Origin of the sequence: Salinivibrio sp. PR932, assembly GCF_001996125.1 — a bacterium.
Classification (GTDB): domain Bacteria; phylum Pseudomonadota; class Gammaproteobacteria; order Enterobacterales; family Vibrionaceae; genus Salinivibrio; species Salinivibrio proteolyticus.
This window is the reverse complement of sequence record NZ_MUFM01000025.1, coordinates 38,255-64,067: the sequence shown is the minus strand read 5'-3', so window position 1 is coordinate 64,067 and position 25,813 is coordinate 38,255. Positions and strand designations below refer to the sequence as shown.

Genomic DNA, 25,813 nt, shown 5'->3' with positions numbered 1-25,813 from the left:
ATATGCCATTTAAGAGTAGTACAAAGGCTGATACGAGCCTGGTCACATATTTGTGATCTTGGTTCCTGTAGGTTTTGGCCCAAACCATAAGAAACGTGTGTGATAAACACTGCATTACGGCGTGTAAAAAAGGCTTATTTGTTGATATGATTAAAATTACTGTGTTTATATGGCTCTTCATCGTTCGTGGTGGAAAGTCATATCAAGTCCCCCAAAATAGAACAGTATCGCTGTCTTGAGCCTTTGTTTGTTTCTAAAGCCTTTAGCTCTAAGCTTCATGTATTGGATTTTGGCATTTATAGCCTCCGCCAAGCCATTCGATGCCTTAAGCCGCATTGCATTAAGGATTGCTGGTAAGTGCTTTTTCACTGTCGCCGCTGCTGCCATCAATGGTTTAATTCCACTTGCTTTAACTAAAGTAAGCCACTCTAGCCATTGATTCCTTGCGCTTCTGATCGAACCTCCGTACCAGATCAGTCTTGCTTGCTCTTTGAGCAACCAGCTAAGGCTTGTATCTATCATGAGCTTGGCCAATCTGTTTATACGCTCCCTCAGGCGACCTGTGAGGTTTCTATTTCTTTTGAGCCAGCCATAACGCGTTCTGTAGCACTCTCGTTTAAGGTATGGCGGTAGACGGTTAACCTCTTGCTTGCGAACATCGTCAACAGCTTTGGTGAGCACTTTTGCTACGTGGAAATGATCAACTGCAATCAGGCGTTTAGATCGTGAGCCAAAGAAGGACTCGGTTGCATTCATAAAAGCTTGGCTCATATCCATCGAGACTGAGCGGACCTGTTGTTTAGCGATGTTAGGCAGCACTCGATAGCAGTTTGCTAAGCTTTGTTCACTTTTACCGTCGGCAACAGCGAGAACTTGGCCCGTTCGGCTCGACATCACAGTGACATAATCATGCCCTCGGCAAAAGGCAGTTTCGTCTACCAACAAAGCTTCTACCTTATCTAAATTTCTCCGGGCGAGCCCTCGTGAAACAGCCCTTTTCATTATCCGATCAATGGCTCCCCAACTCAGTCGAAAGGCTTTAGATACAGAGTGAAGAGAAGTGAACTGAAGTGTTTCAATAATCTTTGTCTCGAAGAGTTCGGTATAGCGACTTCCAGGAGATGCCCAAGGAACAGAAACGGTCTGAACCCCGTGCTTTGGACAGTCAGCACGTGGGACTTGGGCCTCAAGATATGTTTCGTACTGGCATGTATCCAAATGACGCCATATCCGCTTTCGAGAGTCATGCTTTCTTACCGCTTTCGAACATGTTGGACAAGCAACGCCTGAAGGACTTTCGTACATGATGGTCACGGTAATACGTTGGCTCTTTTTATCCACCTGGACAGAGTCGACAGTCCATGGCGGAATCAGTCCAAGGATCGCTTGATAGAGTGCTGTATCTTTCATCTGATTCAGGGCTCAAGTGCAGAGTGTTTCCTTATTGTCCAATTAATCGGAAAACTTGAAAAGAAACACTTCCCACTACATCCGGTGAAGAGCCATGTGTGCACAGGTAAGTAATTGAAATAAAAGGGACGGGAATAGATTTCGTCACGATCTCAATGATCACCTGATGATCTCATTAGGTTGAAGTGGTGGTGTGTAAGTGATTGATATTATTTGTTTTGTGGTGGTTTGATGAAAAGATCATAATTTCAATTTAGATCACGGGATTTGGTGGGGTGTGAACTGTGACATTGAAGAGTTTTCAAGCCACGAAATCGCTGGATTCAGCCGCTTGCTATTGAACCTTGGTGAATATAAGCCATAAATTTATGGGTATTCTAGACTACTCATAAAATAATATGCTGAGACAAATCATTAAACCACCCCAGTTAGATGTGCTCATGAGTATTTACTCACAGCGTGACTTGCCTGAGACAACACGAGAAGCTGTCAGGTTGCGGGTCATCAATGGATTTACTATGAACTGGCGGAAGTTAAAACAGGGGTGACGAGGAAGCGCATCGCTGCAGCGGTTCATAAACTTGAGAAGGCCCACGAAGCGATCAGGGAAGTGTATGGGCTTTGAGACTGTCGCCACTTTGTCGCCATGGAAGGACTGAATAATGTTTAAGTGTTTGTTTTTAAATGACTAAAAACCATCAAGAATATTCAAGGAAATGATTTTCACGTGTGAGGCTGCCTTTGTTGTTTTGTTAATAGCAAGACACTTTACCAGCTTCGTTCAATGAACGGAAAGGCGGCCTCTATCTCTGTAGGTTATGGAAACGCGCGATATTGTCTAAGCGTTAGTGCGCAAGAGAGAATTCACCCAAGCATTCACCTTGGCTAAAAATGGCGCCAAGCTCGGTACTGGGATCAAACTGTAGCGTCGGTTGGGATAATGTTGGTAGGCGATGGAGCAAGTGCTTGAGGATAATATCCCCATTAAATTGATGAATCGCGACCTGCCAGTTGGCAAGATTAGGGAGTGAAAAGTTAACTATCAATGGCGTTCCTTACTGTTTTGGTTGTGTTGTTAGCGGTTTTCGTTTGTGTTTGCGCACGGCGTAAATGATACCAGTGACGCAGTCTGCCGTTAGTCGCGGCCATATTTTATCTCCATGAGTTAAATGATTATTGCTCTGCCCCTCAGTGGTTATCCATCATGGGCCACGCAGATGCGTCGGTTTCTTTGGCGTGAACGATCACCATTAATACAGTTATACCCACCAATGAGAGATAGCAAAAGGGCGTTTAACGGGTTATCAATCTAGGAAAAAAGCGAAAGTGGATTACTGCAGAGAGTCTATGCGGGAAATAGCGTGGTCTGTCTCGACTTTGACTTGATGTCTTTTGATGCTCCGTATCTAGAGCTTTGGTCACACTACAGCATTTCTTACGGATGTAAAGGGCTTTTTAGAAACCCGGTGCCTTTATGTTTCGTGTTCGACTCAATCGGCAATGAGCGTTTAAATGGCTTTCGAAAATTTCGAATGTTGACATATTTTCGAATATTTCAGATACTGAACAGTGCATAGGCTTATACAGCCTGAAATCAAAGCTGAGAAAAATACGATGAATATGAAAACACTGCCAAGTGCCGAAGAAATCACACTGGCTAAGCTTAGTAGCCAAGCGTTATCAGCCGTTATAGAAACCAATGGTGAAGCGCAAAAAATTCATGTCGTCGATAAGTCTGGTCAGAGTCATGAAGTCACTATTCCATCAAGTGCACTAAACATGATGATTGAGGTGCTGACGCAATTAGGCCATGGTAACTCAGTGAGTATTACCCCTATCCATGCTGAGCTTACCACGCAAGAAGGGGCTGATATGCTCAATATGTCTCGTCCGACATTTATCAAACTGCTTGATGCTAATGAGATCCCATATAGTCGTAAAGGTAACCGTAGGAAGGTGGCCTATGCCGATTTGATGGCGTATAAGAATCGCTTAGAAGAGAAACGGCTAGCAGCACTTGCTGAACTATCAGCATTAGATCAAGAAATGGATATGGGGTATTGATGACATCCTATACAGTAATTTTAGACGCATGTGTTATGTACCCCGCGCCACTTCGCAGCTATCTAATGTATTTGTCCAACACGGGGTTATTTAGAGCACGATGGACAGAACAAATACATGATGAATGGATCAGAAATCTTCTCAAAAATAATCCAGATATCGACCCAGAGCGATTAGAGAGAACCAAACAGTTGATGAATGCGCATGTTCCTGACTGCTTGATTGAAGGATATGAGCCATTAATAGACGGGTTAACGTTACCTGATGTAGATGATAGACATGTCGTTGCCGCTGCTATCAAAGGTCAAGCGGAGTCTATCATCACCTTTAATCTCAAAGACTTCCCTTCAAAATTACTCGATCCGCTTGGCCTATCGGTAATCCATCCTGATGAGTTTCTCTGTGATATGTTTGAGCTAGACAGCAGTGCTTGCGTGAGAGCTGCTCAGCAACAAAAACGCGCCCTGAAAAACCCTCCCATGACTTCAGATGACTTTTTAGCCTGTTTGCAACGGCAAAAACTGCCTAGCTTTGTCTCAAAGCTAAGAAGCTTCAGCTGCATGCTTTAGTCGAGTTCGTTCATCAATATTAAGCGTCAGTGCTTGTCTAGCGTTATACCTATCACGTGCTCGTGTTGATTGCATTGGTGAATGTCGCGCTAAGGATGAAGCGACGCTATACGATTTAACATGAAGCTTTTATGAACTCCTGTCTGTCAGGGTTGCGTGCATGCTTAGATTTTATAATATACGCATATGCATATATACAGTTAATGAAGTGTAGTGAGAGAGCCTATGTTGCCTCATCAGTTTTTCAAATTATTGGCCGATGAAACACGTGTGCGGTGTTTACTGCTTATTGCCCGTGAAGGGCAGTTATGTGTGTGCGAACTGACTGAAGCGCTAGATACCTCGCAGCCAAAGATTTCACGCCACTTGGCGCAATTGCGTGCCAGCGGGGTGTTGGTTGATACGCGCCAAGGGCAGTGGGTGTTTTATCGTTTAGCTGCCGATTTACCCGGCTGGATGCGCAAACAAATTCAAGGGCTGGTGGACTCCAACTGCCTAAAAGACACTTATCAAGAAGATCTCACGCGGCTTGCCAAGATGGCGTCTCGCCCCACCTGCTGCGTGTAAGGGAGAAAGCAATGACAATTAAAATCGGGATCAATGGGTTTGGCCGTATCGGCCGTTTGGCACTGCGGGCTGCGTTTGACTGGCCAGAGCTCGAATTTGTCCACATTAATGATGTGGCGGGAGATACGGAAACACTGGCGCATTTGCTGGAGTTTGATTCGGTACAAGGGCGTTGGCATCACGCGGTGAGTGCAGAAGGAAACCGCGTGCAGATTAACGGTCACTCACTGACGACAAGCCAAGAAAAAGCGATTGATGCAGTCGATTGGTCAGGCTGCGATGTGGTGATTGAGGCAACGGGAAAACACCGTGACGCGGATTTGCTGCAAAAATACTTGGACCAAGGCGTAAAGCGTGTGGTTGTCTCTGCGCCAGTCAAAGATGAGCGAGTGGCGAATATTGTGGTGGGAGTGAATGACGCGATATTTGATCCGAGTAAACATCGAATCGTTACCGCAGCGTCGTGTACCACGAACTGCTTGGCTCCGATTGTGAAAGTGATCCATGAAAAACTGGGAATTGCGCAGTCGACCTTCACCACCATTCATGATTTAACCAATACTCAAACGATTTTAGATGCGCCGCATAAAGACTTACGTCGTGCCCGCGCGTGCGGCATGAGCTTGATCCCGACCACCACAGGATCGGCGACAGCCATCGTGGAAATTTTCCCGGATCTAAAAGGTAAGATTAATGGCCATGCGGTGCGTGTGCCACTCGCCAATGCGTCGCTAACGGATGTGATCTTTGACGTGGAAACCGATACCACTGCTGATGAGGTGAACGCCCTGTTGCAAGAGGCCGCGGATGGCGAGCTCAACGGCATTCTTGGCTTTGAGGCGCGTCCTTTAGTCTCGATTGATTACCGTGGCGATCAGCGCTCCACGATTGTCGATGGTTTATCCACCATGGTGGTGGGTAAGCGTATGGTCAAAATCTATGCGTGGTATGACAACGAAATGGGGTATGCCACGCGCACCGCTGAGTTGGTGCGCAACGTCGGCCGCGTTGATCAGTAATCGCTTTTTTATAGGGTAGCGATGCGTGCCCCGTACCGCATCGCCCTTTTTTGTATGTGAATCGATGACCACTATGTTTGCTCAATTAAGCCAATCCGTGCGCCAGTATATGCTGGTCACCTTTAACTATTGGAATTTCACCATCACCGACGGTGCACTGCGGATGCTGGTGGTGCTGTATTTTTATGAGCTGGGCTACGGCACGTTAGAAATCGCCTCGCTGTTTTTGTTTTACGAATTCTTCGGCGTGGTCACCAACCTTATCGGTGGATGGCTCGGTGCGCGTTTAGGCCTTAATCGCACCATGAATATTGGCCTTGGTATGCAAATTGTGGCGCTCGCCATGTTAGCGGTGCCAGCCGTTTGGCTCACCATTCCCTGGGTGATGACAGCTCAAGCCTTGTCTGGGATTGCGAAAGATCTGAATAAAATGAGTGCCAAAAGCGCGATTAAAACCTTGGTGCCTGACAACGCAGAGGGGGCGCTGTTTAAGTGGATTGCGATCTTGACCGGCTCGAAGAATGCACTCAAAGGTGTGGGCTTTTTTGTCGGTGGCGCATTGCTTTCTCTGATTGGCTTTCAGTACGCGGTGGCGGCGATGGCTGGCGTCTTGAGCCTCGTGTTTATCGGCAGTGTGGTGTCGCTCAATGCGGAGTTGGGAAAAGCCAAAAGTAAGCCCAAGTTTTCGGAAATTTTTTCTAAGTCTCGTAGTGTGAATATCCTCTCAGCGGCACGGATGTTCCTTTTCGGCGCGCGAGATGTGTGGTTTGTGGTGGCGTTGCCAATTTATCTTGGCACCACATTTGGTTGGAGCCACAGTGCGGTGGGCGGCTTTCTTGCCCTTTGGGTGATCGCTTACGGCATGGTGCAAGGGATTGCGCCGAAAATCACTGGGCGCCAAGCTGGCCATTCGCCGGGCAGTAAGGCGGCGCTCGGTTGGTCATGTTTACTGGCGGTGGTAACTGGCATCATTGCTTACGCAATTGGCGAACAGTGGCATCCGCAAGGGGTGATTATCGTCGGGCTTATGGTGTTCGGAGCGATCTTTGCGATTAACTCTTCACTGCATTCTTACTTGATTGTCAGCTACGCCAAAGGCGACGGCGTGTCGCTGGATGTGGGGTTCTATTATATGGCAAACGCCATGGGACGCTTAATTGGTACTGTGTTATCCGGTTGGGTGTTCCAAGTGTGGGGGCTGGCGGCATGCCTTTGGGTGTCGTTTGGATTTCTCACCGTAACCACGGTCATTTCGCTGTGGTTACCGAACCGTCAACCACAGCCTCTGCAGCCTTCGTCATAAGCGCAGAATGAGATAAATGCCACCCAGCAGGCTGGGTGGCAATTCGGTTACCATTTAAACACGGTACTGAGGCGACGCAGCTCTTCGCCGACGGATGCCAAGTCTTGGCTGGCCACCGAGGTCTGCTCGGAGGCTTGCGAGGTTTGGTCGGCCACATCTTGAATGGTATTCATGCGTTGGCTGACATCTTCCGCCGCGTGCCCTTGCTCTTTGACGGCTTGTGCGATTTGGGTGTTCATTTCCGTGATATTGCTAATTTCTGCTGAAATAGACTCAAGGGCTTCACGAACTTGTTCGGTTTGCTCGACCACTTCTTCGACTTGTTGCTTACTTTTCACCATTTCACTCACGGCGGATTCGGCACCTGCTTTAAGGGTCTCGATCATTTTTTCAATCTCGACGGTCGATTCTTGGGTTTTCTGTGCCAGTGAACGGACTTCGTCGGCCACTACCGCAAAGCCACGACCTTGCTCACCCGCGCGGGCGGCTTCGATGGCGGCATTGAGTGCGAGTAAGTTGGTTTGATCCGAAATTCCTTTGATCACATCCAAGATAGACGCGATGTTTTCACTGTCGTCTTTCACCGTGTTAATGACCGACTCGGACTGTCCAATGGCTTCCGCTAAGGTCGAAATACCGGCGACTGTGGTGCTCACTAACGCGTTACCGCGTTGCGCTTGATCGTTCGCCTGATGGGCGGAGTCCGAGGTTGCCTCGGCTTTATGCGCCACTTCTTGTGCCGAGGCGCTCATTTGTGTTGCTGCTGCGGCCACTTGTTCAATGTCCTGTTTCTGCGTCTTCACGCCGTGGGAGGTTTCGTTGGTCAGCGAAGATAATTCCTCTGACGAGTTGGCGATGCGGGTAATGTTGTCCGACAAATCGCCAATCATGGTTTTTAGACGGGTCGACATGGTGGAAATGGATCCGAGCAGCTCACCAATTTCATCTTTCCTGTCGGTCGCAATGTTGACGCTTAAATCGCCATTGGCGATTTGTTGGCTGGCTGCCACTGCGCGCTGTAAGGGTGGCACGATCATGGCAGTCATCAGCCAAGAGACACCGATACCGATTACAACTGCGGCGACGGCTAGCACGACATTACTAACCAGTAAACTTTGCTCATTTTCAGAGAGCTCTTGTTTGCCTATATCACGGCCTTTCTCGGCGAGATCTTCCACGGCTCTCGCTTTGGTTAACATGGTGTCGTTAATTGTTTGGCTTTGTTGATATGTGCTGACGTAGGTTTGGAATGCGTTGCGATAGGACGCGATGCCTTGTCGAACGGCTGACTTGTCTATTTCATCCGGAAGGGTATCGATCAACTTGTCCATGTCGACCAAGGTTTTATTGACGGCATCCATGAACTGCGTATCGTTCGAAAGAAGAAAATTCTTCTCGGCGCGACGAGATTCGAGCATCCATTTAATTAAGCGATTTGCTTCATCGGCAATTTTCAAAGTATCGATGACCACTTCCGGCGCGCGCCCTTGGGCAAGATAACGGTTGACGCGATCCTTTTGTGTTTGGCGAATGTCTATCAGCGCTTGCTCAACCCGCCGAGCCTGATCGCGCATCCCTGTTTCCGCTTGCGCGAGCTTATCAAACTGCGCCACATACTGATCCATCGCCGCTTGGTAGGCTTTATTTTCAGTCATGATTTGCGAAAGCAGTGTGAGGATTTCTTGCTCATTGACTTTGGCGGTTGTGGTGGTTACTTGCTGATTGATGGTGTCAGTAAGTTGTTTGATTTCATCCACGTAGCTGTTATCGCGACGTAAAATATAATTCTTTTCGGTAATCCGCACTTCTTTTATGTATTTAACAATTCGATTGAGATCATCGGCAGCCGAGACATCATCATTCAGCTCATCCACACCTGTGACAGCGTTCAGCGTCACTAATGCAGTTAATAACACCAAAATACCAAATGCGATCATGAGCTTAAGCCGCACTTTAAGGTTATACATCCATTTCATTGGGCGCCTATTCAGTTAAGATCGGACCTATTTAATATAGTGGAATTTTACTAACTGGCATGTTTTCAGTCTGACAGGTCACTATGGTGCGTGCTATGGCTTATGATTTTTCGGTGGCCTCGTACTCCTTTCATTCTGCGACGATCAGCCACTTGAACAGCTTTTTCGAATAACTCCAACAAGTTGAATGGCCGACTTTCTCGTTGTGGCTTTTTATACTGCAAAGAGAAAAAGGAGGACGTATGGGAAAACTGATCGATGGTGTGTGGCACGATGTGTGGTATGACACCCAATCATCCGGCGGCCGATTTATCCGTGAAGACGCAGGGTTTCGTCATTGGATAACGCCTGATGGTGATTCAGAGTCCAGCGGGAGCGCGGGCTTTAAAGCAGAATCAGGACGTTATCATCTCTATGTCTCTTTGGCATGCCCGTGGGCGCATCGCACCCTGATTATGCGTCATTTGAAAGGGCTTGAGCCTCATATTGCTGTCACTGTGGTGGCGCCTGAGATGCTAGAACATGGCTGGACGTTTTCGAAGCCAGAGCCCTTATATGGGTTTGACTACGCGCACCAGTTGTATACCAAAGCCAAACCTGACTACACCGGACGGGTCACTGTGCCAATTTTATGGGACAAGCAAACCGAGACGATTGTCAGTAATGAATCCGCCGACATTATTCGAATGTTCAATTCGGCGTTTAATGGTATTACGGGCAATCATGACGATTATTACCCAGAAAACCTACGTGCGGCGATTGATCAGTGGAATGAATTTGTTTACCCCAATGTAAACAATGGCGTGTACAAATGTGGCTTTGCCACCGAGCAAGCGGCCTATGAAGACGCTTTTGATAAGTTATTTACTGCCTTGACGGTGTTGGATGATCATTTAAGTCGCAACCGTTATCTTGCCGGAAACCAGATCACAGAAGCCGATTGGCGTTTGTTCACCACCCTGATTCGTTTTGATCCTGTCTACGTGGGCCACTTTAAATGTAACAAGCAACGTATTGCCGATTACTGCAATTTGTTTTGCTACATGAAAGAGCTGTTTCAAGTGCCAGGGGTGGCTGAGACCGTCGATATGCAGCACATCAAAACCCATTACTATTACAGCCACGGGAATATCAATCCAACCCGAATTGTACCGAAAGGACCGGAGCAAGATTTATGGTCGCCGCATGGGCGAGCATCACTAACATGCGGGAAATAATAGGGCTGCTAACGACACAACAACGAAAAAGGGCCAGCAGATGCTGGCCCTTAAAGATGGTGGTGGAGGAAGGATTCGAACCTTCGAAGGCTGAGCCGTCAGATTTACAGTCTGATCCCTTTGACCGCTCGGGAACTCCACCGGAGTCTTACTTTGTAAAGTGGTGGTGGGAGAAGGATTCGAACCTTCGAAGGCTGAGCCGTCAGATTTACAGTCTGATCCCTTTGACCGCTCGGGAATCCCACCACGGGGTATTGCTTTGTAAAAGTGGTGGTGGAGGAAGGATTCGAACCTTCGAAGGCTGAGCCGTCAGATTTACAGTCTGATCCCTTTGACCGCTCGGGAACTCCACCACGGAGTATTGCTTGGTAAAAATGGTGGTGGGAGAAGGATTCGAACCTTCGAAGGCTGAGCCGTCAGATTTACAGTCTGATCCCTTTGACCGCTCGGGAATCCCACCACGCGAACGGGGCGAATATTATCAAACCGATTGGTGCTGTAAAGGATTTTCTTGATCCCGTGTAGCGGTTGATGTTTTTTTCAACGCTTTACGGTGTTTTTGACCGCCAACATCGAATTTTATGCGTTTTTTGAAACCGTTGCTTATTGCCGCAGTCTCATGCCCAGTCTCGATGATGCGTGGGTAGGTCACAACCCATATATCGCAGAAAGATCAATCATAAAGCAATTATGAGTTCTGATCGAATCTCATATTTCAATGTAATAAGTATAAAAAATAGCGTCTTTACAATTCTTTAAGGACAAAAAGAAGCAGATCAGTACACTGGTGCTATTCAAATTATGAGGTGTGATGCAATGAAAAAAGGGATGCTAGTGGGCGCCGTGATATTGGGCGGCGTTGCGTTCTGGTTATGGAATGGGTCGGGGCCCACGAACGAAGATATCGTAGCCTCAGCACCGGGGGCACGATCTGTGGATGTGATGACGGCGGAAGTGGAAACCAAACCGATTGCGCCGTCGTTGTCATTGGTGGGCAATGTTAAAGCCCATCAGCAGATTGATATTGAATCAGAAGTCTCGGCGCGCATTGAAACTGTGCATGTAAAACCGGGCGAGACGGTTGAAAAAGGGGCGCCTTTGGTGACCTTTAATCGCGCCAAAGCTCAAGCCGCGGTGCTGGAGGCGTCGGCTTACCTCAATGATGAGCAGCGCAAGCTAAAGGAGTACACCAAGCTGGCGCAACGTGGTGCCTTAACACAAACCGAGTTGGATGCGCAGCAAGCCAGTGTCAATATTGCCAAGGCCCGTTTGCAATCGGCGCAATCTGATCTAGATGATCATCGTTTAATCGCGCCTTTTTCTGGTCGCATTGGTTTGTTTGATTTAAGCGTCGGCCAGCGCGTGGATGTGGGCGAAACTCTTTTTAGTCTCGACAACCTGTCACGCATGAACCTCGATATTCAGGTGCCAGAGCAATACATCGGACTGCTTTATCCCAATATGCCAGTGGCCGTCACGTCGCAAGCCTATCCCGATGAGGCCTTTACCGGCACGGTGAGTGTGGTGGACTCTCGGGTAGATAAAGACGCGTTATCGGTCAGTGTTCGCGTTGCGCTGGATAACCCTGAACGCCAATTGCAGCCCGGTATGCTGATGGAGGCGAAACTGACTTTGCCTGAGCAATACGCGGTGATAGTGCCTGTACAAGCTCTGCAGTATTCCGGTACGCGCCGCTATGTCTTCCGCGTTGATAACGAAGGCATTGCCCATCGTACCGAAATTACCCTTGGCGCGCGGATTGATAATCAGGTAGTGGTGAGTAAAGGACTCGAGCCGGGTCAGCACATTGTGGTGCAAGGTTTAGTGAACATGCGTGATGGGGCGCAAGTCTCGGTATTAAATGCGGAAGCGCGTAAAAACCAAGCTGATGATCAAAGCCGTGTGACTGAGACCGTTTCTGAGACGGAGGCCAGCTAATGTGGTTGTCTGATGTCTCGGTAAAACGGCCAGTGATGGCGATCGTATTGAGTTTGCTGTTATGTGTCTTTGGCGCGGTTTCTTTCTCGACCTTATCAGTGCGTGAAATGCCTGATATCGATAGCCCGGTGGTGAGTATTTACACCGGCTATTCTGGCGCCTCGGCCAGCATTATGGAAAGCCAAGTCACGCAGTTGATTGAAGATGAGCTTTCTGGCATCAGTGGCATTGAAGAGATCACCTCGGTCAGCCGCAATGGCTCATCACGGATCACGGTGGAATTTAAACTCGATCACCCGCTGACCGAGGGGGTGAGTGATGTGCGTGATGCCGTGGCGCGCGCGCAAGGGGGATTGCCTGATGATGCCAACGATCCGATTGTGTACAAAGACAACGGCACTGGCGAAGCGGCGGTCTATATTAACTTAGCCTCGTCAGAGATGGACCGTAACCAACTGACGGAATATGCCCAACGTACGTTGGAAGATAGATTCAGCTTGATCTCTGGGGTGAGCTCGGTCGATTTATACGGCGCGCTGTATAAAGTGATGTATGTGAAGCTGGATCCTACCCAAATGGCGGGGCACGGTGTCACCACCCAAGATATTCTTGACGCATTGCGGGATGAAAACTTAGAAAGTCCGGGCGGGGAAATCCGCAATGACGTGATGACCATGCCGGTACGTAGCGATCGTTTATATCGTGACGCAGAGGACTTTAAACAACTGGTGGTACGCACCACGGCGAACGGCACTGCGATTTATTTGTCGGATGTCGCGGAGGTGGCAATTGGTTCACGTAATGAAGATGCCACCTATAAAAACAATGGTATTAATAATTTAAGTTTGGCGCTGATCCCACAATCCGATGCCAATCCGCTCGATATATCCGCACGGGCGCATAAACTTGTCGATGAGATGCAGGCCTTCCTGCCCGAAGGTACACGTCTTTGGGTGGATTACGATACCACGGTATTTATTGATCGCTCGATTGAGGAAGTGTATAGCACGCTATTTATTACTGGGGCGCTGGTGGTATTAGTGTTGTATATCTTTATTGGCCAAGCGCGCGCCACCTTGATCCCAGCAGTGACTGTGCCGGTATCCTTGATTTCCGCCTTTATCGTTGCCTCAGCAATGGGCTTTTCGATTAACCTATTGACTTTAATGGCGCTCATTCTCGCGATTGGTCTGGTGGTGGATGATGCCATTGTGGTGGTCGAAAATATCTTCCACCACTTACAACAAGGCGATCCACCCTTGGTGGCCGCTTACCGTGGTGCACGGGAAGTGGGCTTTGCGGTGATCGCCACCACCGCGGTGTTGGTGATGGTGTTTCTCCCCATTACCTATATGGATGGCATGATTGGTAAGTTGTTCACCGAGTTTGCCGTGATGCTTGCTGTCACCGTGCTCTGTTCGTCCTTAATAGCGTTAACGCTCACGCCGGTGCTTGGTAGTAAATTACTGCGCTTAAATGTGGCATCTACTCCCGTGAACCGCGTGATCACCCGTGGGTTTGATGTGCTTGAAAGTTACTATCGCCGAGTGCTGGCACATGTCCTGCGTTGGCGTTGGGTGGCTCCGGTAGTAATTCTGCTTTGTATTGGTGGCAGTGGCGTGCTGATGCAGCACTTACCGTCGCAATTAGTGCCACAAGAAGATCGCGGGGTGCTGCTGGCGTTTGTCCGTGGTGCGGAAGGCACGGCGTACAACCGTATGGTGGGCAATATCGAGCAAATTGAGCAGCGTTTAATGCCCTTGGTCGAGGCGGGTACTCTGAGCTCGGTTAGCTTACAAACACCAGCGTTTGGTGGCCGAGCTGGGGATCAAACAGGCTTTGTGATCATGCTATTGCCGGATTGGGATGAGCGCGATCGCTCCGCACAAGATATCTTGGCGGAAGTCCGGCAGGTGTTAAATGGTGTGCCAGATGTGCAAGTGTTCCCGTTTGCGCCTGGCTTTGGGGGCGGTAGTTCAGAGCCCGTGCAGTTTGTGTTAAGTGGTCCAGACTATCCTGAACTTCATCGCTGGGCGGAAAAATTGGGCGAAATGGGCCGCGAGGCAGGCATGATTGACAGCCCTGATTATGACTACAACCAAAACACCCCTGAGTTGGTGGTCAAAGTAGACCGTCGTCGCGCCTCAGAACTTGGGATTTCGGTGCGGGATGTCTCCGATACCTTAGAGGTGATGCTCGGTGGCCGGGCCCAGACCAGCTATGTGGATCGTGGTGAAGAATACGATGTGTATGTACGCGGCGATGAAAAGGCCTTTAGCAGCAAAGGGGATCTCAGTCGTATTTATATGCGCAGCCGCAGCGGCAAGTTGGTCTCGCTCGATGCAGTGAGCACGGTGGAAGAAACAGCATCCGCGCAGCGCTTGAGCCATACCAACAAGCAAAAGTCGATCACCTTATCGGCGCATTTAGGCGATGATGTGACACTGGGTCAAGCACTCGATTATCTGGATCAAATCGCGGCTGAGAACTTGCCGGCCGATATCTCGGTGGGCTATTCAGGGGAGTCGAAAGATTTTCGTGACAACCAAACCAGTGTGCTGGTGGTGTTCGGTTTAGCGCTCTTGGTGTCTTACTTGGTGTTAGCGGCGCAATTTGAAAGCTTTATTAACCCCTTGGTGGTGATGTTGACGGTGCCCATGGGGATGCTAGGCGGCTTTTTAGGCCTGTGGCTGACCAACCAAGGGATCAATATCTACAGTCAAATTGGTTTGATTATGCTGATTGGGATGGTGACGAAAAACGGTATCTTGATCGTGGAGTTTGCTAACCAACTGCGTGACCGTGGCATTGCATTTGAAAAAGCGATTATCGATGCGTCAGTCCGTCGCTTGCGACCGATTCTGATGACGGCGTTTACCACCTTGGCAGGGATGATCCCACTGATCCTCTCCACTGGCGCGGGGGCGGAAAGTCGTATTGCGGTTGGGACAGTGATCTTCACCGGCATGGCCTTTGCGACCTTTGTTACCTTGCTGGTGATCCCTGCGATGTATCGCTTACTCTCCATTCATACTCACTCGCCTGAGTATGTGGCGCAGCAATTGGATAAAGCGCTCGCGGTGGAAACTGTGCATCGGGCCAGTCATGGTGAGTTTGATACCCATCCGCATGATGAGCCGCATAAATAACCGCTGTTGTATTCTCGATACAAAAACCGCCTCTTCATAATGAGGCGGTTTTTTATTTCTTGTCGCTGCGCTATTACGCGTTTTCGGCTTGTTTGCGTTGCAGCGCGGCTTGTACGTCTGCTTGGTTGGCGAGGTACTCATCTAAGCCACGCTGACGCAAGTGACAGGCTGGACACTCGCCACAGCCAGTGCCTTTAATGCCGTTATAACAGGTTAGGGTGTGGTCGCGTACAAAATCGAGGGCGTGATACTGGTCGGCCAGTGCCCAAGTCTCGGCTTTATTCAGCCACATCAGTGGTGTGACTAAGGCGAGTTTTCTATCCATGCCTTGCTCAAGGGCTTGCTGCATTGATTGAATAAAATCGTTACGACAATCTGGGTAGCCAGAAAAGTCAGTTTCGCAGACACCGGTGATCACCGCCTCAGCGCCAATTTGATAGGCGTAAATGCCCGCCAAAGTCAAAAACAAGATATTACGACCCGGCACAAAGGAATTGGGCAGGCCGTTTTCGTTCAGTGCATTGGAAACAGGAATATTGTCGCGTGTGAGCGAGCTAATCGCCAATTCATTGAGCAAACCAACATCCAGTACCTTGTGCGCACTGACGTTGCGGTTTGCAGCAATCTCACGGGCAACATCAATTTCTTGCTTGTGGCGCTGGTTATAGTCGAAAGTGAGGCAATGCACTTCGTCGTATTCTGCCTGCGCTTGAATCAAACAGGTGGTTGAATCCTGTCCTCCGCTAAATACCACAACGGCTTTTTTCATTGGTTTGTCCTTTGGCGGTGCTACTTACCCAGTGTTACACAGAGCACGGATGGTACCCCTGTGCGGTATCGACAGCAAGCCAGATGCGATGATGCAATCCGTTAGTCGGCACGCAATTTGCGTCCTCTTTGTTTGCTAAGCTACGCCTTGATGGTTGATTTATAAAGGACATTCACAAGTTATGGACGTACTTGAACCGCAAGCAATCCCCCGCCTGTGCCGCACACCTATCTCGGGTATTTTTGTCAGAGTATGTCACCCTGAGCATATCGACGCTGCCTTGATGCGAGAAAGTAAATACAGACCGAACGGTCGGTATAATCGTCAGGGTGAAAGTGCGCTGTATTTAACCGAGAGTGCAGAGAGTGCGCGCGTAGCCATGCAAAAGTACGCCAGCCAGATCACAACGCCACGCGTGCTTGTGCGGTATCAGGTTGACCCCTGTGAGCTGGTAGATTTGCGTCATCCTGAACTCCAGCAATACAAAATCTTATCCAGCGTTGATTGGCAAGCGGCCTTAGCAAAAGGCGAATCACCATCCAGTTGGTTGGTGGCCGATACGCTGAGAAGTGGTAATGAAATTGGCTTGATTGACCCGTCGCGAAAAGATCCCAGCACTTGGCATATCACCTTGTTTCGCTGGAACGCCCCAGGCGCGCCGTCTGTAACCAGAGTGGGCGAGCCTGAAGAGGTTAGTTTGGAATAAAGTTACTGTTTCGCCACAAAAGCTTTTAACCCTTCGAGCGTCTCGGCTGGGATAGGGCAGCTTTTACCGGTTTTAAAATCGCAATAGACAATCAAGGCCTCGCCCTCGGCCACACAGCGTTCTTGATTGTGACTGTAGATTTCATACTTCATCGCATAGCGCTTTTCTTGAATATCCTCGACCCAAGCGACGGTGGTGATGGTATCTGGATACACCAAAGGGGCGCGATAATCGCAGCGAGTTGAGGCGACCACGGGGCCTACATGCAGCCGTTTGGCTAGCTCGAATACTTCCAGTTTTTCAAGCATCACCACACGCACATCTTCAAAATAGCGAAAGTACACGGTGTTATTGATGTGTTGCAGGGCATCCATGTCGTTCCAGACAATCGCCTGCGTATGAGAGAGCGGGTAGTTTTCTACTGGGATATTTGCCACAAGACAATCCTCCTTAATTGTGTGTCTTGATTGCACACCAAGCACAATGACAAGACAAGCCGCGCAAAGGTAAATACGGAGCTTGGTCTAACAATTACGCAACAAAATACATGAGGCGACAAAGCGGTTATCAAGAGTGTGGCGCTAATTGGTTAATGTGGCAGCAATCAGACTCTGGTATGATACGCCCCCTTTTTGGCCGTGCTTGGGCGCGGCATGATTTACTTTTGCTGTGGATACGACTTTGACTGATACCGCTTTTTCCTCGCTCGCGTTACCTGCTGATTTACTCGATAACTTGGCAACCTTGGGTTATACGCAGATGACGCCCATTCAGGCGCAGAGTTTACCGTCTGTGCTCAGTGGCAAAGACATTATTGCCCAAGCTAAAACTGGCTCGGGGAAAACGGCGGCATTTAGCTTAGGTGTGTTAGCCAAACTGAACGTAAAACGCTTTCGCGTGCAATCTTTGGTGCTGTGTCCAACCCGTGAGCTGGCCGAGCAAGTGGCGGTTGAGATGCGTAAGTTGGCGCGTGGTCGCCATAATGTCAAAGCGCTGACGCTGTGTGGCGGTGTATCGATTGGCCCACAAATTGGCTCATTGGAGCATGGTGCACACATTATTGTCGGCACTCCAGGGCGTGTGGATGACCATTTACGCAAAGGCACCTTGCGCCTTGATGATGTTGAGACCTTGGTGTTGGATGAAGCCGATCAGATGCTGGATATGGGCTTCCAAGATACCTTGGATGCTATCATTGCGCGTGTTCCAGCTCATCGCCAAACCTTGTTATTTAGCGCCACTTTCCCGCGCTCGATCAATGCGATTGCCCAGCGAGTGCTGAGCCACCCTGTCTCCGTTAAAGTGGATGAGGTGCAAACGCAAAGTACAATCTCGCAACACGTTTATAAAGTCGATGACAATAAGCAACGTTATCAAGCGTTAAAGCTACTGTTATTGCACTTTCAGCCGCAAAGCTGCGTGGTGTTCTGTACGACCAAAGCTCAAACACAACAAGTTTGCGATAACCTAGAAGATGATGGTTTTAGCGCCGTTGCCTTGCATGGCGATATTGAACAGCGTGGCCGTGAGCGCACCTTGGTAAAATTTGCCAACAAAAGTGCGTCTGTGCTGGTGGCCACTGATGTGGCCGCGCGCGGCTTAGACATTGATGACATGGATATGGTGATCAACTATCAACTCGCCCACGATCCACAAACTCATGTACACCGTGTCGGCCGTACCGGTCGCGCTGGCAAAAAAGGGGTGGCGTGTTCGTTATATAACGATGCCGAGCACTATAAATTGGCGATGATTGGCGATCAATATGATCGTGATTTTCTCCCCGAAGCCCTGCCGCCGCAAGATTTGCTCGACACTGCGCCTTACCAGCCTGAAATGGCAACCTTGATGATTGACTCAGGTAAAAAACAAAAAGTACGCGCGGGTGATATTTTGGGCGCGCTGACGGGCCAAGCGGGCATTGATGGTAAGCAGGTCGGCAAAATCAATGTACTCGACAATGTGGCGTTTATTGCCGTGTCACAATCTTGCGTTAAAGCTGCATTGCGTAAGCTCAATGATGGAAAAGTGAAAGGCCGCACCATCCGCGCCCGCCGGATTTAGTTTGTAAGGACATATCAAAGACATAACCAAGGAATAAGCATGACGAACAAGGATGTTGTTCTCGCGTTTTGGGAAGCCATGCAACGAAATGACTTCTCAAAAGCGAGTGAGTACTTCAGTGATGACTATCAATGCTTCTGGCCTCAGTCAGGAGAATTGATCGTTGGGCGCGATGACTTTGTCGCACTAAACACGGCCTATCCTGCAAATGGTCTATGGACATTCTCCGTTTACTCTTGTATTGCTGAAGGCGATAGGGTGGTGACAGATGTTGGAGWGACTGATGGTGTTGTTAACGATCGAGTAATTACTTTTCATACACTGAAGGCTGGTCGTATCGCGTATCAACAAGAGTTTTGGCCTGACGACATGCCAGCACCTGAATGGCGATCCAACTGGGTGAGGTGTGTTGGCAATGAATAGACAAAACCTAGCTCAAATGGGGGAGGCGTCGGTCTGCCGTTCAACGTATCAGGGTCGGGCTTGTATCACCAAAACTCATGCAACCTCAGTTGAGCGGGACTTTTACCTATCCGTTGCGCCTTATATCAACGAAGTCGGTGTGAACACGCCAGCCTTGTTCGAGGTGAGTGAGACGACTCTCTGTATGGAATGGATTCCACATGCGGTTTCGATAGAAGAACTTGCGCAAGATACCAATACGTTTGAGCAATTAGCTCGCCTACATGGTATCGAGCTACCTATCCAGCCACACTTCAAACACCACCAATGGTCTTTACCGCAAACACAATTCGCGCTTGAACAGCTCAGCTTGACTCCCGAGCTTGAAAGTATGCTGTATCAGTTACAACATCACAGCGATGTATTGTTCACGCCCCGTTGTGTACTCTCTGGTGATACTAATCCGGGCAACTGGGGAAGACGTGAAGACGGTACATTAGTGCTGTTTGATTGGGAGCGCTTTGGGCAAGGTTCACCAGTGATTGATTTAGCACCTTTGGTCGCGGGAATGGGAGATAAAACAGCCTATCAAGCGATAATCGCGCTCTACAAAGCAGCAATTCCAAGTGTGGATAGTCATTCACTGTTTGTTGAGCTTGTCTTGGCAAAAGCATGGATAGTTGTAGAAGTCGTTAACCTATTGACCCAGCGTGGCACACCCAATCGCGACCGCTATTTTAATTGGTATAATTCAGTCTTACCGCAGTGGTTGCCTCAGGCTTTCGGGTGGGCATCACTTGCGGAGTCCCTACGTTAATCTACTCTATTTCAATCGCTTAATGATAAGCGCTGCATCATACCCCGTTGGTATTGTGCGTGTTGGCATGGAGTCATAGATGAAAAAATATTTTGAGAACTTAGCCAAAGCTTTGCTCGGCCAGCCATTTGGTAGCCTTAGTTCGGGAGAACAAAAAGTTATTGAAAGCATTGCCAATAACACCGCAGTGTCTGAGAACGTCAACAAGTCCTTCCACGAAAGTTTGACCACTGGGCAAATGGTGGCGGACAAAATTGCCTCATTTGGTGGCTCTTGGTCATTTATCGGGCTTTTCTTCGCATTCATCATTGGCTGGATTGTCGTGAATACGGCTTGGTTAGTGGGAGACGCGTCATTCGATCCCTATCCCTTTATTTTACTGAACCTTGGGTTATCCAGTCTGGCGGCTTTCCAAGCGCCGATCATCATGATGTCGCAAAACCGCCAAGCGGCAAAAGACAGGATGGAGCAAAAAGCCACCTACGAGATCAATCTAAAACTCGAGCTTGAACTAATGCGCCTGCACGACAAATTTGATGCCTTGCAGGCCGATGTCCGTCGAGGCGAGCGAGAATAATTCACTCGCCTTTTTGTGAACCTAGTTGGAGACGATGACGCGTTACCCCAACACCGTCTGCAAATCATGGGTCGCTTGGTCGAGATCCCCAATGTGCTCGCGTACCCAATCAGGGTTGTAATAGGTGTCTAGGTAGCGCTCGCCGCTGTCACACAGCAAGGTGACAATAGAGCCTTTCTCGCCGTTGGCGCGCATTTCATTTGCTAACATCAAGACGCCGTACAGGTTGGTACCGGTAGACGCGCCGGCTTTGCGGCCAAGCTGGCTTTCTAGCCAGTGAATGGTGGCGATACTGTGAGTGTCCGGCACTGTGGTCATTCTATCAATCACGCCGGGAATAAAGCTGGGCTCGACACGTGGCCGTCCAATCCCTTCAATGCGGCTGCTTTTATCGGTGGTTAATGCACTGTCGCCAGTGAGGTAGTAATCGTGAAACACCGAATGCTCAGCATCGGCCACCATCAGCTGAGTCGGTTGACAACGATAACGAATGTAGCGGCCAATGGTCGCTGAGGTGCCACCGGTGCCCGGGCTCATCACAATCCAGCTAGGGATCGGAAAGCGCTCGTACTGCATTTGATCAAAAATGCGGTTGGCAATGTTGTTATTGCTACGCCAGTCGGTCGCTCGCTCGGCATAGGTAAACTGGTCCATGTAATGGCCATTGAGCTCCTTAGCAAGGCGACGAGACTCGGCATAGATCTGATCTGACCGCTCGACAAAGTGCGCTTCACCGCCATAAAAACGGATTTGCTCAATCTTCTTACACGCGGTGTTTTTGGGCACTACGGCAATAAAACGTAAGCCAAGCAGACGGGCAAAATACGCTTCGGAAATGGCAGTACTGCCTGACGAGCTTTCAATGATGGTGGTGTGCTCATCAATCCAACCATTACACAAGCCGTACAAAAACAAAGAACGCGCCAAGCGGTGCTTCAAGCTACCGGTTGGATGGGTGCTTTCGTCTTTCAGATAAATATCAATGTCTGTAAAGCTAGGGAGATCGAGCTTAATTAAATGGGTATCTGCAGAGCGTTTAAAGTCGGCTTCAATCAGGCGAATCGCGTTACCGACCCAAGTATGGCAAGGATGTGAGGTTGTCATCATGCGTCTCCGAATGCGTAATTAGCACCAGTTTACGTAAAGTGTGGGATAAAAACCTTGCTATTTTTGCTCTATAATGCCACCAAAAGAGAAAAATAAACTCACGTATAGCACTTAATGGAAATAATTTTTCATGACTGTCACTTTAGATGAGATAGATCGCACTTTACTCGCGGCGCTACAGGAAGATGCCAACTGGTCTGTGGCTGCGTTGGCCGAACGGGTGAATTTAACCACGACTCCCTGTTGGAAGCGGCTGAAACGGCTGGAATCACAAGGGGTGATCCGCGGGCGGGTGGCATTGCTTGACCCCGAAACCGTTGGCCTCGCATTTACCGCTTTCGTCCATATCAAAACCAATGACCACAGTGAGCAGTGGTACAAGACCTTTACCGAGGTGGTGACCGAGTTCCCTGAGGTGATGGAATTCTACCGTATGGCGGGAGAATATGATTACATGATGAAGGTGCAGGTGGCTGATATGACTCGATTTGATCATTTTTATAAAAAGCTGGTCAATTCTGTGCCAAGTCTGAATAATGTGACATCAACATTCGCCATGGAAGCGCTTAAGTACACCACCGCCTTACCGATCCGATAGGTCGTTCTGATGATAAAAAGGCGGGGATAAAAAGGAGACCTCATGAAGGTGTTTTGGCAGTTAGGCTGGTTTTTTAAACGTGAATGGCGTCGTTATGTCGGCGCCATGATTATTTTGGTATTTGTCTCTGTCTTCGAGCTCATTCCACCGATGGCTGTGGGCCATGTGGTCGATGGCGTGGTCGCGGGCGAGATTTCCACTGAGCTATTGATGTGGTTACTTGCGGGTATGCTAGCCATTTGGGTGGTGGTATATGTGCTACGCATTGTGTGGCGAGTCTGGCTATTTGGTGCCGCGGCCGAGCTAGGTACTGTGCTGCGCAACCGGCTTTATGATCATTTTACTCGCCAATCACCGCATTTTTTCCGTCGCTATCCGAGTGGCGATATCATGGCTCGCTCTACCAATGATGTAAAAGCAGTGGTAATGACCGCCGGTGAAGGAGTCCTGACCGCTGGGGATTCTATTATCACAGGTGCGGCCGTGCTCATTGTGATGGTGAGCCAAATTAGCTGGCAGCTCACACTCTTAGCCCTGTTACCGATGCCGGTAATGGCAGTACTGGTCAATCGCTTTGGCCGTCGTTTGCACCATACCTTCACCGAATCACAAGCTGCGTTTTCTGAGCTGTCAGAGGTGAGTCAGTCCTCACTGTCGGCGGTGCGTATGGTACGTGCATTCGGCTTAGAGCAGCACCAGATGAATCAGTTTGATCAAGTTGCCGATCGTACTGGGGAGAAAAACCTCGCGGTGGCACGGGTTGATGCGCTGTTTTCGCCGGTGATCCAAGGCACCATTGGCGCCTCGTTTTTCCTAACCGTGTCTGGCGGTGGCTACTTGGTCGCTAACGGTGAGATTTCGCTTGGGGATCTTACCGCATTTACCTTGTATCAAGGCTTGATGATCTGGCCGATGCTCGCGGTGGCGTGGCTGTTTAATATCATTGAGCGTGGGCGCGCGGCTTGGACGCGGATTGATGCGTTGCTGCAAGAGCAACCAGACATTGTTGGCGGTGACACGCCGCTGCCTGACACCATGCAGCCGCTAGCACTGGCCATTGAGCAGTTTAAGTGGCAACCGGATGACAGTTTTGCCCTCAAAGATATCCATGTGACGCTTCCGCCTGGGGCCATGCTGGGGATTGCCGGCCCAGTCGGCAGTGGTAAATCAACCTTATTGCAATTGCTGCTTCATCTGACCCAGCTTGAAAAGGGCGATATTCGCTATGGTGATGTGTCGATAGCGGAGGCTGACTTGTCGTCATGGCGACAACGTTTCGCGGTGGTGACGCAAACGCCGTTTTTGTTTTCGCGCTCGATTGCGGAAAACATCGCCCTTGGTCGTCCGGATGCGACCCAAGCAGAAATCGAGCAGGCGGCGACACTTGCCTGCATTGATGAAGACATCCGTCAGCTGCCGCACGGGTATGAAACCGCGGTGGGTGAAAAAGGGATCACCTTATCTGGCGGTCAAAAGCAGCGTATTTCCATTGCCCGCGCCTTGTTGGTGGAAGCGGAGTGCTTGATTTTGGATGATGCCTTGTCGGCGGTTGATGGTGACACCGAGCACCGCATTTTGCAGAACCTGCAACAGCATCAGCATACCCGTACCACGATAGTGATTGCCCACCGCTTATCGGCACTCGAAAACGCCGATGAAATTGTGGTACTCAGCCACGGGCAAGTCCGAGAGCGTGGCCAGCATCGCCAATTGATTCAACAGCCAGGATGGTATCAAGAAATGCACCAATATCAGCAGCTGGAAGCGGCATTGGAAGCCGATGAGGAGCCGCGCCATGACTAAGCGAGAGATCTTATTTCGATTGCTAAGCTACATGCGCCGCGACAGGCGTCAATTTGTGATTGCCACGATTTTCTTGCTGGTGGCGGCTGTGGCCGAAGTAACAGGGCCTTATTTGGTGCAAATCTTTCTCGATAATTATGTCGCCAAAGACCATTATCCGGCGATGATCATGTGGGCACTGGCAGTCGGTTATATCGTATCGACCATTGTCTCCGCGGGCTTTCAGTATCAGTACGAGCTGCGTTTTAACACTATGGCGGTGGCCATCATTCAACGTATTCGCAAAGCGGTGTTCGCCAATGTGATTAAACAGCCTCTGTCAGCTTTTGATTATGTGCCAATGGGGCGGATTGTATCGCGCTTGACCAATGACACCGAGTCGTTGAAAGAGCTGTATGTGTCGGTGCTTTCTACCTTTTTACGCAACATCGCACTGATTGGTGTGATGCTGGTGGCGATGCTGATGCTCAGTGTGCAACTGACAATGGTGGTTTTGGTGCTACTGCCGTGTGTGGTGCTGGTGATGGCGCGCTATCAAAAACGCTCAGCGCCTGCGTATCGTCGGGCGCGAGATCGGCTAGCAGATATCAACGGGGTGATGAATGAATCTGTGCTCGGTATGAATTTGATCCAGCTAATGCAGCAAGAGCGGGCGTTCTCCTCGCGATTCAGTGATATGACTGCGGATCACTTGGATGCCATGGTCACCATTCAGCGCCTGAACGGGATCTATCTCCGCCCTTTGATTGATTTATTGGCGGGGGCCGCCTTGCTGTCTTTGGTGGCTATCTTCGGCTTTAGCGGCACAGCAGTGATTGGTGTTGGGGTGCTGTACGCCTTTTTAAGCTATTTGGGGCGGATCACCGAGCCATTAATTGAAATGATGCAGCAACTGTCACTGCTTCAGCAGGCTATCTCGGCCGGTGAGCGGCTTTTCGAAATGATGGATACGCCGCCTGAGCAATATGGTCATGACACCACGCCGATCCCTGATGGTGCCATTGCACTGCAGAATGTGTCGTTTTCCTATGATGGTGAAACACCGGTGTTGTCAGACGTGAATGTAGACGTCCCGGCCGGCGGCTTTCTGGCGTTGGTGGGACATACGGGCAGCGGTAAATCAACTTTGGCGTCGTTACTGATGGGATTTTATCGCGCAGGTGAGGGGACGCTGACGCTGGGTGGATTACCAATTGAAAGCTTGAGTCATCAAAGCTTGCGTGAGGGCGTTGCCATGGTGCAACAAGATCCGCACATGCTGACGGGGAGTTTGCGAGAAAACATCGCGCTGGGGCAGACGCTGGACGATGAAAAAATCTGGCATGCGCTCGAACAAGTGGCGCTGGCAGATTACGTGAAAGGGTTGCCAGCGGGGCTGGATACCTTACTTGGCGAGGGCGGGATGACCTTTTCTGCCGGTCAGCGCCAGTTGTTGGCTCTGGCGCGCGTGTTGGTGCGTCAGCCTAAAATTCTGATCCTTGATGAAGCCACCGCCAATATCGACTCCGGTACTGAAGAGCTTGTACAACAGGCGCTGAATCGGTTACGCCAACAGATGACGGTGGTGGTGATTGCGCACCGCTTATCGACCATTGCCGAGGCCGATAACATCCTTGTCTTGCATCGTGGCCGCGTGATTGAGCAAGGACGTCATCAAAGCCTGCTGCGTCAGCAAGGCCGCTACTGGCAGATGTATCAACTCCAGCAAGCCAGCGCGCATTTAGCCGCATTAGAGGAAGAGGCGCAGGTGTAGCGGTC

The 25,813-nt window shown here is 49.6% G+C and carries 22 protein-coding genes and 4 tRNA genes; 16 read left to right on the top strand and 10 right to left on the bottom strand.

Annotation, left to right across the window (positions count from 1 at the left end; translation table 11 throughout):
* Nucleotides 1-177 precede the first annotated feature (177 nt).
* The gene (locus BZG84_RS12020; protein WP_077479025.1) at nt 178-1,410 is read right to left on the bottom strand and encodes an ISL3 family transposase; all 1,233 of its coding nucleotides are present in this window, start codon (nt 1,408-1,410) and stop codon (nt 178-180) included.
* A gap of 845 nt (nt 1,411-2,255) precedes the next feature.
* The gene (locus BZG84_RS12010; protein ID WP_046073639.1) at nt 2,256-2,456 is read right to left on the bottom strand and encodes a hypothetical protein; all 201 of its coding nucleotides are present in this window, start codon (nt 2,454-2,456) and stop codon (nt 2,256-2,258) included.
* A 574-nt stretch (nt 2,457-3,030) separates the two neighbouring features.
* Between BZG84_RS12010 and BZG84_RS12005 the strand changes: the two genes are divergently transcribed.
* From BZG84_RS12005 to arsJ, 5 genes are all read left to right on the top strand, one after another.
* Nucleotides 3,031-3,474: a helix-turn-helix domain-containing protein gene (locus BZG84_RS12005; RefSeq protein WP_241825786.1), complete on the top strand. Its 444-nt coding sequence runs from the start codon at nt 3,031-3,033 to the stop codon at nt 3,472-3,474.
* Nucleotides 3,474-4,043, top strand: coding sequence for a PIN domain-containing protein (locus BZG84_RS12000; protein WP_077479023.1), 570 nt, complete (start codon nt 3,474-3,476; stop codon nt 4,041-4,043). Before BZG84_RS12005 ends, BZG84_RS12000 begins: the two co-directional genes overlap by 1 nt.
* A gap of 225 nt (nt 4,044-4,268) precedes the next feature.
* Nucleotides 4,269-4,610 carry a metalloregulator ArsR/SmtB family transcription factor gene (locus BZG84_RS11995; RefSeq protein WP_077479022.1) on the top strand — a complete coding sequence of 114 codons (342 nt, stop codon included), beginning with the start codon at nt 4,269-4,271 and terminating at the stop codon, nt 4,608-4,610.
* A gap of 11 nt (nt 4,611-4,621) precedes the next feature.
* Complete coding sequence (locus tag BZG84_RS11990) at nt 4,622-5,629, top strand: ArsJ-associated glyceraldehyde-3-phosphate dehydrogenase (RefSeq protein WP_077479021.1); 1,008 nt, start codon at nt 4,622-4,624, stop codon at nt 5,627-5,629.
* Nucleotides 5,630-5,702: 73 nt separating this feature from the next.
* Nucleotides 5,703-6,932, top strand: coding sequence for an organoarsenical effux MFS transporter ArsJ (gene arsJ / locus BZG84_RS11985; protein WP_077479053.1), 1,230 nt, complete (start codon nt 5,703-5,705; stop codon nt 6,930-6,932).
* Between the two features lie 47 nt (nt 6,933-6,979).
* Here the strand turns inward: arsJ and BZG84_RS11980 are convergent, their stop codons facing one another.
* Entirely contained in the window at nt 6,980-8,908 is a 1,929-nt protein-coding gene (locus BZG84_RS11980) for a methyl-accepting chemotaxis protein (RefSeq protein WP_077479020.1), read from the bottom strand.
* Nucleotides 8,909-9,150: 242 nt separating this feature from the next.
* Between BZG84_RS11980 and BZG84_RS11975 the strand changes: the two genes are divergently transcribed.
* A complete protein-coding gene (locus tag BZG84_RS11975) occupies nt 9,151-10,125 on the top strand; it encodes a glutathione S-transferase family protein (RefSeq protein WP_077678256.1) in 975 nt (324 codons plus the stop codon).
* 57 nt (nt 10,126-10,182) lie between these two features.
* On the opposite strand, the gene BZG84_RS11970 is transcribed toward BZG84_RS11975, so the two are convergent.
* The 4 genes from BZG84_RS11970 to BZG84_RS11955 form a co-directional block, all read right to left on the bottom strand.
* A tRNA-Tyr gene (locus BZG84_RS11970) sits at nt 10,183-10,267 on the bottom strand.
* Nucleotides 10,268-10,286: 19 nt separating this feature from the next.
* Nucleotides 10,287-10,371, bottom strand: a tRNA-Tyr gene (locus BZG84_RS11965).
* A 22-nt stretch (nt 10,372-10,393) separates the two neighbouring features.
* Nucleotides 10,394-10,478 (bottom strand) — tRNA-Tyr (locus BZG84_RS11960).
* 22 nt (nt 10,479-10,500) lie between these two features.
* Nucleotides 10,501-10,585, bottom strand: a tRNA-Tyr gene (locus tag BZG84_RS11955).
* Nucleotides 10,586-10,941: 356 nt separating this feature from the next.
* On the opposite strand from BZG84_RS11955, the gene BZG84_RS11950 reads away from it, so the two are divergent.
* Entirely contained in the window at nt 10,942-12,063 is a 1,122-nt protein-coding gene (locus BZG84_RS11950) for an efflux RND transporter periplasmic adaptor subunit (RefSeq protein WP_077479018.1), read from the top strand.
* Nucleotides 12,063-15,212: a multidrug efflux RND transporter permease subunit gene (locus BZG84_RS11945; protein ID WP_077479017.1), complete on the top strand. Its 3,150-nt coding sequence runs from the start codon at nt 12,063-12,065 to the stop codon at nt 15,210-15,212. Before BZG84_RS11950 ends, BZG84_RS11945 begins: the two co-directional genes overlap by 1 nt.
* 73 nt (nt 15,213-15,285) lie before the next feature.
* Here the strand turns inward: BZG84_RS11945 and queC are convergent, their stop codons facing one another.
* Nucleotides 15,286-15,981 carry a 7-cyano-7-deazaguanine synthase QueC gene (gene queC, locus BZG84_RS11940; RefSeq protein ID WP_077479016.1) on the bottom strand — a complete coding sequence of 232 codons (696 nt, stop codon included), beginning with the start codon at nt 15,979-15,981 and terminating at the stop codon, nt 15,286-15,288.
* A gap of 181 nt (nt 15,982-16,162) precedes the next feature.
* Here queC and BZG84_RS11935 point away from each other — a divergent pair, with 181 nt between their 5' ends.
* A complete protein-coding gene (locus BZG84_RS11935; RefSeq protein WP_077678255.1) occupies nt 16,163-16,687 on the top strand; it encodes an RES family NAD+ phosphorylase in 525 nt (174 codons plus the stop codon).
* A gap of 2 nt (nt 16,688-16,689) precedes the next feature.
* Here BZG84_RS11935 and BZG84_RS11930 read toward each other — a convergent pair whose 3' ends face one another.
* A complete protein-coding gene (locus tag BZG84_RS11930) occupies nt 16,690-17,124 on the bottom strand; it encodes an acyl-CoA thioesterase (RefSeq protein WP_231637397.1) in 435 nt (144 codons plus the stop codon).
* A 244-nt stretch (nt 17,125-17,368) separates the two neighbouring features.
* On the opposite strand from BZG84_RS11930, the gene dbpA reads away from it, so the two are divergent.
* The 4 genes from dbpA to BZG84_RS11910 all read left to right on the top strand — a co-directional run bounded on the left by dbpA (nt 17,369) and on the right by BZG84_RS11910 (nt 20,547).
* The gene (gene dbpA, locus BZG84_RS11925) at nt 17,369-18,751 is read left to right on the top strand and encodes an ATP-dependent RNA helicase DbpA (protein WP_077678258.1); all 1,383 of its coding nucleotides are present in this window, start codon (nt 17,369-17,371) and stop codon (nt 18,749-18,751) included.
* 39 nt (nt 18,752-18,790) lie between these two features.
* Nucleotides 18,791-19,174 (top strand): nuclear transport factor 2 family protein, encoded by a 384-nt coding sequence (locus tag BZG84_RS11920; protein ID WP_077678254.1) that lies wholly within the window; start codon nt 18,791-18,793, stop codon nt 19,172-19,174.
* On the top strand, nt 19,167-19,970 hold the full coding sequence (locus BZG84_RS11915; RefSeq protein WP_108743619.1) for a phosphotransferase family protein: 804 nt from the start codon (nt 19,167-19,169) through the stop codon (nt 19,968-19,970). The genes BZG84_RS11920 and BZG84_RS11915 overlap by 8 nt, the downstream gene beginning before the upstream one ends.
* A 79-nt stretch (nt 19,971-20,049) precedes the next feature.
* Nucleotides 20,050-20,547: a DUF1003 domain-containing protein gene (locus BZG84_RS11910; RefSeq protein WP_077479012.1), complete on the top strand. Its 498-nt coding sequence runs from the start codon at nt 20,050-20,052 to the stop codon at nt 20,545-20,547.
* Nucleotides 20,548-20,589: 42 nt separating this feature from the next.
* On the opposite strand, the gene BZG84_RS11905 is transcribed toward BZG84_RS11910, so the two are convergent.
* Complete coding sequence (locus BZG84_RS11905) at nt 20,590-21,651, bottom strand: PLP-dependent cysteine synthase family protein (protein WP_077479011.1); 1,062 nt, start codon at nt 21,649-21,651, stop codon at nt 20,590-20,592.
* 133 nt (nt 21,652-21,784) lie between these two features.
* Between BZG84_RS11905 and BZG84_RS11900 the strand changes: the two genes are divergently transcribed.
* The 3 genes from BZG84_RS11900 to BZG84_RS11890 are packed head-to-tail and all read left to right on the top strand — an operon-like array spanning nt 21,785 to nt 25,808.
* Nucleotides 21,785-22,252: an Lrp/AsnC family transcriptional regulator gene (locus BZG84_RS11900; RefSeq protein ID WP_077479010.1), complete on the top strand. Its 468-nt coding sequence runs from the start codon at nt 21,785-21,787 to the stop codon at nt 22,250-22,252.
* A gap of 42 nt (nt 22,253-22,294) precedes the next feature.
* A complete protein-coding gene (locus BZG84_RS11895) occupies nt 22,295-24,055 on the top strand; it encodes an ABC transporter transmembrane domain-containing protein (protein ID WP_077678253.1) in 1,761 nt (586 codons plus the stop codon).
* Nucleotides 24,048-25,808 (top strand): ABC transporter transmembrane domain-containing protein, encoded by a 1,761-nt coding sequence (locus BZG84_RS11890; protein WP_069588012.1) that lies wholly within the window; start codon nt 24,048-24,050, stop codon nt 25,806-25,808. The genes BZG84_RS11895 and BZG84_RS11890 overlap by 8 nt, the downstream gene beginning before the upstream one ends.
* Nucleotides 25,809-25,813: the final 5 nt, after the last annotated feature.